Source organism: Labrys sp. 22185 (genome assembly GCF_052045555.1).
Taxonomy (GTDB): Bacteria; Pseudomonadota; Alphaproteobacteria; order Rhizobiales; family Labraceae; genus Labrys; species Labrys neptuniae.
On record NZ_JBQEPH010000069.1, the window covers coordinates 1 to 10,914 of the forward strand.

Below are 10,914 nucleotides of genomic sequence, written 5' to 3' on the forward strand. Positions count from 1 at the left end.
TACAATGTGAAGATCCGCGTCAAGGCCGATGGTTCGGGTGTCGATCTCAACAATGTCAAGATGTCGATGAACCCCTTCGACGAGATCGGCGTGGAGGAAGCGCTGCGTCTGAAGGAAGCCGGCAAGGCGAGCGAAGTGGTGGTGGTTTCGATCGGCCCGGCCCAGGCGGCCGAGACGCTGCGCTCGGGCCTGGCCATGGGTGCCGACCGCGGCATCCTGATCAAGACCGATGCCACCGTCGAGCCCCTGGCGGTGGCCAAGCTCCTGAAGGCGGTGATCGGCAACGAGAACCCGGGCCTGGTCATCCTGGGCAAGCAGGCCATCGACGACGACATGAACGCCACCGGCCAGATGCTGGCGGCGCTGCTGGGCTGGCCGCAGGGCACCTTTGCCTCCAAGCTCGAGGTCGGCGGCGACAAGATCGACGTTGTCAGAGAGGTCGATGGCGGCCTGCAGACGGTTGCGCTCAACCTGCCGGCGATCATCACCACGGATCTGCGCCTCAACGAACCGCGCTATGCTTCGCTGCCCAACATCATGAAGGCCAAGAAGAAGCCGATCGACGAGACCAGCCCGGAGGCGCTGGGCGTCGACATCGCCCCGCGCCTGACCGTGGTGAAGACGGTGGAGCCGCCGGCGCGCCAGGCCGGCAAGAAGGTCGCCTCGGTGGCCGAGCTGGTCGACAAGCTCAAGAACGAAGCCGGCGTCATCTGAGCGCAGGAGGATTGATATCATGACCACTCTTCTCATCGCCGAGATCGACGCCACCGGCCTCAAGGACGTCACCAACCGTGCCCTCACCGCCGCCAAGGAACTCGGTGGCCCGGTGCATGTGCTGGTGGCCGGCGCCAACGCCCAGGCTGCCGCCGAACAGGCCGCCAAGCTGCAGGGCGTCGAAAAGGTCCTGGTGGCCGATGCCGCCTATGAGCATCGCCTGGCCGAGCCGACGGCGGCCCTGATCGTCAGCCTGGCCGGCGGCTATGACGCCATCGTGGCGCCCTCGACGGCGGCCTGGAAGAACGTGCTGCCGCGCGTCGCCGCCCTGCTCGACGTCATGCAGATCTCCGACATCGTCAAGGTCGTCTCGTCCGATACGTTCGAGCGGCCGATCTATGCCGGCAACGCCATCCAGACCGTGACCTCGGTCGACGCCAAGAAGGTGATCACCGTGCGCACCGCCTCCTTCGCCGCCACCGGCGAAGGCGGTTCGGCGGTGGTGGAACCGGCAGCGGCCGCGGCCGATCCGGGCCTGTCGACCTTCAAGGGCGAGGAACTGGCCAAGTCCGACCGTCCGGAACTGGCCTCGGCCAAGATCATCATCTCGGGCGGGCGGGCCATGGCCAACCGCGAGAACTTCGCCACCTATATCGAACCGGTGGCCGACAAGCTCGGCGCCGCCATGGGGGCCTCGCGCGCCGCGGTCGATGCGGGCTATGCCCCCAATGACTGGCAGGTCGGCCAGACCGGCAAGGTGGTCGCGCCCGACCTCTACATCGCCGTCGGCATCTCCGGCGCCATCCAGCATCTGGCAGGTATGAAGGACAGCAAGGTCATCGTCGCCATCAACAAGGACGAAGAGGCCCCGATCTTCCAGGTCGCCGATTACGGCCTGGTCGCCGATCTCTACACCGCCTTGCCAGAACTCAAGCAGGCTCTCGAATGCTAGAGAGGAGCGACACGCCGTGACAATTAGGTCTAACTCCAGCGCCTCTCCAGCATGAGGGAAACATCCACGGAAGGGCGATCACGATCAACGTGTATCTGGCGAAGAGTGTGTTCCACATGTGTGAAGCTGATGCATGTGCTACGACCGCCTTCCGAAAACTCAAGCGCGAACGGATTCCCCATTCTTTGTGCCCGAGCCGCCGTTGACCGCGGTGATGAAGGCTTGCGGCATCGCTCACAGGAGCAAGCAAAGTCGCGGCCTCACAAAAATAGACATTACGGAGATGTGCCCTAGGGGATAGCAGATGTTCGAAAGAAAGGCTGAGCAAAGCGATGTCGCACTCACTCCCCTCGTTTATCTTGTTGATGATGACGAGGATTTCCGCGAAGAAATGGTAGCAGGCCTATCCAGACTAGGCTTGAACGTACACGGATTTCACAACGCTGAAGCCCTTTATAGAGCTTATGCGGCCAAGCCATCGCAGATCGTGATCCTCGACATTGGCTTGCAGGGCGAAGACGGCCTGTCCATTGCCGCTCATTTGCGGTCCTCGCAATCGGTCGGAATCATCATGGCGACCGGCCGGGGGGCAATAGAGGACAGGGTCGCCGGCCTCCAGAACGGTGCTGATGTCTGCCTGATTAAACCCATTGATGTCCGAGAATTGGCTGCCTCGATTGCGGCGCTCAATAACCGGCTCAACTACCATCATAGGACGCCCGCTCTCCCTCGATCCCCGCAATGGGCTCTGGTGCAAGGCGGCTGGATACTTACCGATGGCATGGGCCACCGCCTGCGTCTGACCGTCTCCGAGCAGCGCCTCCTAGGGCGCTTGTTCCGTGAGCGCGGCAACACTGTCGAGCGGAGTGCTCTCATCGAAGCCATGGGCGCAGACATCTATGACTTTGACTATGCAAATCTTGACACCATCGTAAGCCGCCTGCGTCAAAGAGCCAAAAAGGCGAATATGGATTTGCCCCTGCATGCCATCCGTGGCCACGGATTTGTCTTTCCTGATTAGGCGTAGATGTTTGATTCCATTGACGATCAAACCCGATTCCATCGCCCGTTTCCGCTCGACTTTTAGGACAGCGACGATCACGGCCTCTACTCCTTGGGATAGAGTTCGATTGGTTCTGTTGCAATCGTTTCGCTAATCGCCTGTCGGCATGAAAGCCTCTCCGTTTTCTGGAGATCTCATCATGTTCAAAGACCGTCAATTCGATCGATCAGTGATCCTGCTGTGCGTGCGCTGGCATCTTGCCGATGGCTTGAGCCTGCGGGATTTGAAAGAAATGATGGCTGAGCGCGGTATCGGCATCGCCCCTTCGACGATCCACCGCTGGGTCGTCCACTTCTAGCCGTTGCTGCTGGACGCTTCAACCGCGCCGTCATCGACAGGTGGCACATCGACGAGACCTACATCGAGGTCCGCGGTCGCTGGATGTATCTTTACCGCGCCATCGACAGCGTCGGCGACACGGTTGATTTCTTCTCCAGCGAGGACCGTGGCCTGCATGCTGCAAAACGCTTCATCCGTAAAGCCCTGGAGCGCCATGGGCGTCCGGAACGCATTATCATTGACGGCAGCCAGACGAACCGCGAGGCAATCATTGCCTGCGACGGTGAGAACCGGCTACGGGATCGATCGCAACGGCCACTGAAGCCGATACGCATCCGGCAAAGCAATACATGAACAACCGCATCGAGCAGTATCACCGGCGCATCAAGCGCCGGGCTCGACCCACGCTCGGGTTCAAGTCAATCGTCTGCACAGCGACAATCCTCTCCGGTATCGAGATGGTTCACATGATGCGCAAACGTCAGGCAGGATACGCCTACAATCCCACCCCTTCGCTTTCCGAGCAGTTCAAATCCCCGCCTCGTGACCGACCAACGATAGTGATTTTCGCGTCGATACTCTGAGTTTGCGATAGAACATCCCGGTCATGTCCCGTTTGTTTGGCTCAGTAGATTAGAATCCTTTCCCCTCATCTCCGCCTCCCGGCAGCGCTGGGTGCTGCACCGGCGTTAGGGGCCACTCCCCCGTTCAGGAAGTGGCCTGCCGCCTAAAAGTCCATGCCAGCACCAGCAGGCATGGCAGGAGTTGCCTCTTTCTTCGGTTTTTCGGCCACCATGGCCTCGGTGGTCACAAGCAGGCCGGCAACCGAGGCCGCATCCTGCAGAGCCGTGCGAACGACTTTGGCAGGATCGATCACCCCTTGCTCGAAAAGATTGCCATATTCTCCGGTCTGAGCGTTCCAGCCATGGGCGTATTCGGCGCTCTCCCTCAGCTTACCGACGATGAGCGAACCTTCCCAGCCGGCATTTTCGGCGATCTGACGTATCGGCGCCTCAATGGCCCGGCGGACGATGTCGATGCCGTATTTCTGGTCGGCATTGTCGGGCATGAGCGCGTCGAGGGCCTTGGATGCCCGCAGCAAAGCCACACCGCCGCCCGGAAGAATGCCTTCTTCGACGGCCGCCCGGGTCGCATGCATGGCATCGTCCACACGATCCTTGCGTTCCTTGACCTCGACTTCCGTGGCGCCGCCAACGCGGATGACCGCGACGCCGCCCGCGAGCTTGGCCAGCCGCTCCTGCAGCTTTTCGCGGTCATAGTCCGAGGTCGTTTCCTCGATCTGGGCCCTGATCTGGGCAACGCGCCCGTCGATGTCGTTCCTGCCGCCCGCACCGTCGACGATGGTGGTGTTTTCCTTCTCGATCACCACCTTCTTGGCACGGCCGAGCATCTCGAGGGTCACGTTCTCCAGCTTAATGCCGAGATCCTCGCTGATCACCGTCCCGCCGGTAAGGATGGCGATGTCCTCCAGCATGGCCTTGCGCCGGTCGCCAAAACCCGGAGCCTTAACCGCCGCAACCTTCAGACCGCCGCGTAGCTTGTTCACCACCAGCGTCGCCAAGGCCTCGCCCTCCACGTCTTCCGCGATGATGGCCAGGGGCTTGCCCGACTGCACGACCGCTTCCAGGATCGGCAACAGGGCCTGAAGGTTGCCCAGCTTCTTCTCGTGGATGAGGATGTAGGGATCTTCAAGCTCGACGCGCATCTTCTCCTGGTTGGTCACGAAGTAAGGCGAAAGATAGCCGCGGTCGAACTGCATGCCCTCGACCACTTCGAGCTCTGTCTCGGCGGTCTTGGCCTCCTCGACGGTGATGACGCCTTCATTGCCGACCTTCTGCATCGCTTCGGCCAGGAAGCGGCCGATCTCGGTGTCGCCATTGGCCGAGATCGTGCCTACCTGGGCGATTTCGTCGTTCCTGGTGATCTTCTGCGCGTTGGCCTTCAGTTCGGCGACGACCGCCTCGACGGCCTTGTCGATGCCGCGCTTGAGGTCCATGGGATTGATACCCGAGGCTACCGCCTTGGCGCCTTCCTTCACGATGGCCTGGGCGAGAACGGTCGCCGTGGTGGTGCCGTCGCCGGCCAGATCGCTGGTCTTGGAGGCAACTTCGCGCACCATCTGGGCGCCCATGTTCTCGAACTTGTCCGAAAGCTCGATTTCCTTGGCGACGGTGACGCCGTCCTTGGTGATGCGGGGCGCTCCGAACGATTTTTCGATCACCACATTGCGGCCCTTCGGGCCGAGCGTGACCTTGACGGCATTGGCGAGAATGTCGACGCCGCGCAGCATTTTCTCACGTGCGTCAGTGGAGAATTTGACTTCCTTGGCAGCCATTGGATCTCTCCTGCAATAGGCAGCTATCGAAGACTGTGATGGGATGAAGAAGCCATCAGGCGGCCTTCTTCACGACGCCGGCGTTCTCGATCACGCCCAGCACATCGCTTTCCTTCATGATGAGAAGATCGTCACCGTCGATCTTGATCTCGGTGCCCGACCATTTGCCGAACAAAATGCGGTCTCCGACTTTCACGTCGAGTTCGACCAGCTTGCCGGCTTGATCCCGCGCGCCAGGGCCGACCGCGACGACCTCACCCTGCTGCGGCTTCTCCTTGGCCGTATCGGGAATGATGATACCGCCAGCCGTCTTTTCGTCGGCTTCGATGCGGCGGATCAGGACACGGTCATGCAATGGACGGAACGTCATATCGTTCTCCTTCGAGGACAAACAATTTTGAGTGTTCCACCGCTCCGATCCGGCGACCGGAGCGGGGCGCGCGACCCAGGCGGCGTCGCGCGCAAAATCAGTTGGTTGAAGGCCTTTTTGATTTCAAGAGAGTCATTGAAAATTTTTTAGCAGCCGAATGCGACGAGTGATAACCCATTGATCGCACTGCCATAATAGGAAAGATGATCGCTTTCCGTCACGTGAAAATTAGCGCTCGGACACGACAGGAACCAGCATTCGCGCATACCGCAAAAATTGCTGCGGCGAGCCTCTTGAAATGCCACGAGCGTGGACTAACTCGTGGTTGCCGGTCGCCATTGAGGGGCCGGCGCTCCCGCTCCACGGCAGTGCGGGAGCTTGGAACCAACCTTGTATCCATGTTGCTTTTAGGAGGATGTGGCTATGAGAACCACTCTCGACTTTACACCGTTTTTCCGGTCGAGCATCGGTTTTGACCGGATGCTGAGCGCGCTCGAAGCGACGAGCCGTATCGAGACGGCCAATAACTGGCCACCCTACGACATCACCAAGACAGGCGAGGACGACTACCGCATCACCATGGCAGTAGCCGGATTCTCGCAAGACGAACTGGGCATCACCCAAGAGCGCAACGTCTTGATCGTGTCAGGCCAGAAGGCAAACGAGGACGCAGGCCAGTACCTGCATCGCGGCATTGCCGGACGTGCCTTTGCGCAACGCTTCGAGTTGGCTGATCACATCAAGGTCGTTGGCGCAAATCTTGACAAGGGCCTGCTGACGATTGATCTCAAGCGCGACCTTCCAGAAGAGATGAAGCCGCGCAGGATTGAAATCGCCGACTACGGCGTTCCGCCCAAGGCCGAAGTTACGAAGATCCCAGCCGGGAAGCACGCGGCCTAAGGCGGCCAGGCAAGACGGTTCGAGCAAGGCGCCGGACCAAGACGTCCGGCGCTTATGCAAGCTTTTGGCAATCGAATGAACACAGAGGAGACAGATGATGAGTGTTCGTGATCTGATTCCCTGGGGTCGCAGCAATGGTGATCAACTGCCGGCCCTTTTTCGCGACGGCGACCGCGATCCGTTCCTGTCACTGCACCGGGAGGTGAACAAGCTGTTCGACGACGCCTTTCGTGGCTTTGACACCCGGTCGCCGGCTTTCGGCAGATTAGGTGCTTCCGGGGCGGGTTGGCCCAGCGTGGAGATTTCCGACAACGACAAGGAGATCAAGGTAACCGCCGAAGTGCCGGGGCTGTCGGAAAAGGATGTCGAAGTCTTCCTGAGCGAGGGCGTGCTGACATTGAAGGGTGAGAAGCATTCGGAGACCGAGGATAGGGAAAGGCAATTCTCCGAGCGTTTCTACGGTCAGTTCGAGCGGCGTATCCCCGTTGGCCTCGAGGTCGAGGAAGACAAGGTCAGTGCACGATTCAAGAATGGTGTGCTGACCATTACGCTACCCAAGACCGCGAAGGCGCAAACGCAGGTCAAGCGGATTGAGGTTAAGAGCTGAGTAGCGCAGGGGCGGCGGTATGAGCATGACTGCCGCCCCGCCGATCAACAGGAAGGAGCGGATTTGCTCTGAACTTAGCTTGGTTCAAGTCTGGCAATGAGCAAAGCATCATTTGAAAGACCCGTCGTCTTCATGCTTCGCCCAAACTTGCTGCAGCGGATTTCCAACGCAGCCGAAGCTTCCTATTTTCTCTTGCATCACTGGCCGCAAGCAAGAGGTCCGGCATATCTGGCCGCGCGCAACGCATGTTATCTTGCTGCCCTCGGTCGGATGAATGCCGATGACTGCCGCCAGGCCTTTGCTGGAGCCCTGGCCGAAGCGGGAATGTCGCATCTCGAAGAATTCAGCGAAAGCGAAGGCATCGGGCCGACGGTCAAGATGTCCGACCGCACGACGTCTAACCAGATCCGACTATTTGCCCACAAAAATCCCGACCTGGCCGGGGAACGCATAAGCCAGACCGGCAAAAAAGGGCACGCCTGGTTTGCGACTGGGACAATGGCCGGCGCGAGCTCGGCACCTCTGCGAGAGTTTTCACGCGATCTGACCACTCTGAAGCTAAGAGAGCTTTGCGGCCGCCCCACAAGCAACAACAGCCTGCGATCGGAAGCTGGCTTCAATGTGAACAAGGTGGTTGAGCCCGAAGACAAGGAAAGGTTCAGAACGGCTCGTGGGACAACCGGTCAGAACTCGAGCCTTTCGTCTCGGTATACTTCTGAACACGCGTAAGGAGGAGAATATGGTGAACATAGGTGATGTCGTTCGCGTCAAATCGGACGCAGTGTCGTCTTTGTCAGAAATGTTCAGCGCCGAAACAACTTACGAAGTGATCGCTTTGCATTTCGGCCCTGGCAACGATCCCGAGGGAAATGTGGATCTGCGACGTCCAGACGGCAAAATAGAGCCCTGGTTTCCAGCCTCACGCTTAGAACGCGTGTCTGAGCGGCATCGCGGTCAGCAGCAGCACTAGCGCCGATTTTGCGGCTGAGCGGCTGTGGGATTTGTCGGATCCGTCAAGCCGAGAAAACGGCGCATCCTTTTCCAAGTCGTTACTCCCTTGAGGAAGGTGGGAGCAAAATGAACGAAGCAAGCTCGCTGATCGACAAAACGAAACTTGAGGACCTGGTTCAACGAGTCAAACAGAGCGAGGGGCGTGATCCCAGGTTGGATTGCGAAATAGCGGCGGCGCTACAGTATGTTCCGGATGCCCTGGTTGAATACACCAATGTCAGAGCGCATCCATCGTCGACGATCATCATGCTTTATGATTCACCGACGAAGGTGGAAACACCGACCTTTATTCCGATGCTAACCTCGTCCCTCGATGCCGTCGAAAAGCTGAGGGCATGGGGCAGGCCAAAATGGAAAATCGATGCGCTGCAGGCAAGCAATGGTGAGTACATGGTTCGCGCAACGTCCGAATCCGGCGCCGCAGTACAAGCCGCGGCCAATACCGAGGTGCGAGCCAGACTGGCGGCAGTCCTTCAAACATTTCAGCACGAAACGGATTGAGAGCGCACAATGCTGATCGATCATAACTGATGGCAGCCATGATGAGTGCAGAAATGGAGACCGATGTCGGGGCAAGGGTGTGCGTGAGAATTTTTTCTTCCGGCTCCCTTGAAAGGGATGTCATTCTTACCATCTCGTTGCCCGTCGGGTGCCCAATATGGGCCTGATGCAGACGTCAGCGGCGTCTGGCGTGCTGCTTATAACCATGTTGCTTTCACGAGGATGTGGCTATGAGAACTTACGACTTCACACCTTTTGCCCGATCGGCGATTGGGTTCGATCGCCTGTTCGACCTGCTGAATGCAGGCACCAGGGAGACAGTCGAAGGCTATCCCCCCTATGACATCATCCGGACCGGCGAAGACAGTTTCCGGATCAGCCTGGCCGTCGCTGGCTTTAAAGCGAGCGATATAGCTGTCACGACACAACAAAATCTTTTGATCATAGTCGGACGCAAGTCGGAGACCAAAAATGGCGCAGCTTACATCTATCACGGCATATCGGCCGCGCCCTTCGAACGTCGCTTCAATCTGGCCGATTATGTCGAGGTCGACAGCGCAAGGTTCGAAAACGGCTTGCTGCAAATCGATCTGACGCGGCGGATACCGGAGGCCATGAAGCCCCGCGGCATTGAGATCAGTTCCGCTGAAGTCGCCGATCGGGGTAGGCCAGCCAAGGCAGCTTGAATGCTGTGACTAGAGGGGTGCTAATTTGTCGCCCTCCGTCTACGGAGAATACTGTCATGGAAAAGCGAACACGACGAAACGAATTCGATGTTTCCCAACTTCTTAATCCCGGATCGGCCTTCGATCATCCAAGGGACATCATTGCCGATCCGGATCTGACGTTGAACGAAAAGCGGGCAATCCTGGCAGCATGGGCTTCGGACGCCTGCGCTTTGGAGGCGACTCCGAGCCTTCGGGAGATCCGCAAAGGGCGCGTTGTCCCCTTCGATGAGATCATGGATGCGCTTCGCGCACTGGACAGCGATCGGCCGAATAGTATGTCCCGCTACGATCGGACGGCGCGCCGGCGCCGAGCGGCCGGTGGTCGACATTCATCGGAGGGGGGTAGTCCGTCCTTGCAGTGAAGTCTCGGTGAGGCTTCATCGGAACGGATATAAGCCGAGCAGCTGACCAGTACTCGTGCAGCTGGTGGCGCATTGAAGTATTGGCCAGGCTCAGGCAGTGACACAGAGGTAGACTATGAACAGTGGCCATTTCGGCAAACCAGTTCGTTTTCTGCTGGACGCCGAGTTGAAGCGGCAATGCCTTGGCTGGCTGCATCAGAACCGAAACGTCTCGCTCCCTCGCCTGAGCTCTCTTGGTCTGCCGCAATCGACCATCGGTTAGCCGGCACGGTGAATCGCTGCGACATGCGCCAGACCGATGCCGCAGCAGCGATCGACGATTGTTACGTCGAGGCCGAGCTCGCGTTCGATTCAGAGTGGGCAATGCGCTCGCTCGATATCACCGCAGATTTGCGAGATTCCAGCATAGGGCCTGTCTACCGCGATAGGGGCAGTCCACTCATCGTTCTGTGCGACGACGCGTCGACGAACCACCCGCAACAGGGTGTCGTTACTCACAGGCATCATCAGTCGAGACGCGAACGCTGCCGCAGGTCTGCCGCCGAGCGCCAGACCAAGATGGTGGACGATCGTATCGAGCCGCTGAGTACGGCGACTGTAACGAGCCAGCACGCCCTCATCGAACTGTTCGCAGAAGATGCGGCGACCGCACAGGACGGCGTCGCACCAAAAGCGACGCGCCACAATCTTCAATTCTACGCGCCGTCCGCCCAGTGGCAGGTCCGCAGGCCGGCGCAGGTATCGGCTTTGAACACGTCGGCTCTGTCGTCCGCAGTCGGGACAAGCTCCCGTGGGAGAGCGTGATTGCAAAAGGATATGGACGCTCTCACCAGCAATCTTGATTGAATTCACTGCGAAGCCGTCCGGCGCGAGGCTCGCACGCTGAAACCGATGGTGCATCCGCTGATCCTCCGATGAATCAGCTAAAGCATCACAGCAGCAGATGTGAGTCAGAGCCGAGAATTGACCCATGTTCGAAGCGGCTTTGTCGCAAACCAAATGGCAACCTGTCTTTGGCATGAGGACCTCTTCGATTTCTTGAGGAGCTCTGCGTGTTCAAAGGCCGCCATT

At 59.0% G+C, this 10,914-nt stretch carries 12 protein-coding genes and 2 pseudogenes; 11 read left to right on the top strand and 3 right to left on the bottom strand.

Features of this window, described 5'->3' with window-relative positions; all coding sequences use genetic code 11:
* The 4 genes and pseudogenes from ACTJKX_RS36890 to ACTJKX_RS36905 form a co-directional block, all read left to right on the top strand.
* On the top strand, positions 1 to 714 hold a 714-nt coding region (locus tag ACTJKX_RS36890; protein ID WP_440726608.1), incomplete at its 5' end, for an electron transfer flavoprotein subunit beta/FixA family protein.
* A 19-nt stretch (positions 715 to 733) separates the two neighbouring features.
* The gene (locus ACTJKX_RS36895; RefSeq protein WP_440728360.1) at positions 734 to 1,666 is read left to right on the top strand and encodes an electron transfer flavoprotein subunit alpha/FixB family protein; all 933 of its coding nucleotides are present in this window, start codon (positions 734 to 736) and stop codon (positions 1,664 to 1,666) included.
* A gap of 304 nt (positions 1,667 to 1,970) precedes the next feature.
* Positions 1,971 to 2,687 (top strand): response regulator transcription factor, encoded by a 717-nt coding sequence (locus tag ACTJKX_RS36900; protein ID WP_440728361.1) that lies wholly within the window; start codon positions 1,971 to 1,973, stop codon positions 2,685 to 2,687.
* A gap of 181 nt (positions 2,688 to 2,868) precedes the next feature.
* A pseudogene (locus tag ACTJKX_RS36905) lies at positions 2,869 to 3,592 on the top strand (IS6 family transposase).
* 143 nt (positions 3,593 to 3,735) lie between these two features.
* Here the strand turns inward: ACTJKX_RS36905 and groL are convergent.
* Together groL and groES are read right to left on the bottom strand one after the other, a co-directional pair.
* Entirely contained in the window at positions 3,736 to 5,364 is a 1,629-nt protein-coding gene (gene groL, locus ACTJKX_RS36910; protein ID WP_440728362.1) for a chaperonin GroEL, read from the bottom strand.
* A gap of 55 nt (positions 5,365 to 5,419) precedes the next feature.
* Complete coding sequence (gene groES / locus ACTJKX_RS36915; RefSeq protein WP_440728363.1) at positions 5,420 to 5,734, bottom strand: co-chaperone GroES; 315 nt, start codon at positions 5,732 to 5,734, stop codon at positions 5,420 to 5,422.
* Between the two features lie 423 nt (positions 5,735 to 6,157).
* On the opposite strand from groES, the gene ACTJKX_RS36920 reads away from it, so the two are divergent.
* The 7 genes from ACTJKX_RS36920 to ACTJKX_RS36950 all read left to right on the top strand — a co-directional run bounded on the left by ACTJKX_RS36920 (position 6,158) and on the right by ACTJKX_RS36950 (position 9,843).
* The gene (locus ACTJKX_RS36920; RefSeq protein WP_394315128.1) at positions 6,158 to 6,634 is read left to right on the top strand and encodes an Hsp20 family protein; all 477 of its coding nucleotides are present in this window, start codon (positions 6,158 to 6,160) and stop codon (positions 6,632 to 6,634) included.
* Between the two features lie 97 nt (positions 6,635 to 6,731).
* Positions 6,732 to 7,241 carry an Hsp20/alpha crystallin family protein gene (locus ACTJKX_RS36925; protein WP_440728367.1) on the top strand — a complete coding sequence of 170 codons (510 nt, stop codon included), beginning with the start codon at positions 6,732 to 6,734 and terminating at the stop codon, positions 7,239 to 7,241.
* Positions 7,242 to 7,337: 96 nt separating this feature from the next.
* Positions 7,338 to 7,970 carry a DUF982 domain-containing protein gene (locus ACTJKX_RS36930; RefSeq protein WP_440728364.1) on the top strand — a complete coding sequence of 211 codons (633 nt, stop codon included), beginning with the start codon at positions 7,338 to 7,340 and terminating at the stop codon, positions 7,968 to 7,970.
* 10 nt (positions 7,971 to 7,980) lie between these two features.
* Positions 7,981 to 8,211 carry a hypothetical protein gene (locus ACTJKX_RS36935; protein WP_394315130.1) on the top strand — a complete coding sequence of 77 codons (231 nt, stop codon included), beginning with the start codon at positions 7,981 to 7,983 and terminating at the stop codon, positions 8,209 to 8,211.
* A gap of 107 nt (positions 8,212 to 8,318) precedes the next feature.
* Positions 8,319 to 8,753 (top strand): hypothetical protein, encoded by a 435-nt coding sequence (locus ACTJKX_RS36940; RefSeq protein ID WP_440728365.1) that lies wholly within the window; start codon positions 8,319 to 8,321, stop codon positions 8,751 to 8,753.
* A gap of 230 nt (positions 8,754 to 8,983) precedes the next feature.
* Positions 8,984 to 9,439, top strand: coding sequence for an Hsp20 family protein (locus ACTJKX_RS36945; protein WP_440728366.1), 456 nt, complete (start codon positions 8,984 to 8,986; stop codon positions 9,437 to 9,439).
* Between the two features lie 56 nt (positions 9,440 to 9,495).
* On the top strand, positions 9,496 to 9,843 hold the full coding sequence (locus tag ACTJKX_RS36950) for a hypothetical protein (protein ID WP_394315133.1): 348 nt from the start codon (positions 9,496 to 9,498) through the stop codon (positions 9,841 to 9,843).
* A gap of 459 nt (positions 9,844 to 10,302) precedes the next feature.
* On the opposite strand, the pseudogene ACTJKX_RS36955 reads toward ACTJKX_RS36950, so the two are convergent.
* Positions 10,303 to 10,743 (bottom strand): annotated as a pseudogene (locus tag ACTJKX_RS36955) (transposase family protein); the annotation flags it as partial.
* Positions 10,744 to 10,914: the final 171 nt, after the last annotated feature.

Bases quoted from the DNA above. Each gene is read 5' to 3' on its own strand.
- ACTJKX_RS36895 (WP_440728360.1), top strand. From the start codon at position 734: ATGACCACTCTTCTCATCGCCGAGATCGACGCCACCGGCCTCAAGGAC.
- ACTJKX_RS36900 (WP_440728361.1), top strand. From the start codon at position 1,971: ATGTTCGAAAGAAAGGCTGAGCAAAGCGATGTCGCACTCACTCCCCTC.
- groL (WP_440728362.1), bottom strand. From the start codon at position 5,364: ATGGCTGCCAAGGAAGTCAAATTCTCCACTGACGCACGTGAGAAAATG.
- groES (WP_440728363.1), bottom strand. From the start codon at position 5,734: ATGACGTTCCGTCCATTGCATGACCGTGTCCTGATCCGCCGCATCGAA.
- ACTJKX_RS36920 (WP_394315128.1), top strand. From the start codon at position 6,158: ATGAGAACCACTCTCGACTTTACACCGTTTTTCCGGTCGAGCATCGGT.
- ACTJKX_RS36925 (WP_440728367.1), top strand. From the start codon at position 6,732: ATGAGTGTTCGTGATCTGATTCCCTGGGGTCGCAGCAATGGTGATCAA.
- ACTJKX_RS36930 (WP_440728364.1), top strand. From the start codon at position 7,338: ATGAGCAAAGCATCATTTGAAAGACCCGTCGTCTTCATGCTTCGCCCA.
- ACTJKX_RS36935 (WP_394315130.1), top strand. From the start codon at position 7,981: ATGGTGAACATAGGTGATGTCGTTCGCGTCAAATCGGACGCAGTGTCG.
- ACTJKX_RS36940 (WP_440728365.1), top strand. From the start codon at position 8,319: ATGAACGAAGCAAGCTCGCTGATCGACAAAACGAAACTTGAGGACCTG.
- ACTJKX_RS36945 (WP_440728366.1), top strand. From the start codon at position 8,984: ATGAGAACTTACGACTTCACACCTTTTGCCCGATCGGCGATTGGGTTC.
- ACTJKX_RS36950 (WP_394315133.1), top strand. From the start codon at position 9,496: ATGGAAAAGCGAACACGACGAAACGAATTCGATGTTTCCCAACTTCTT.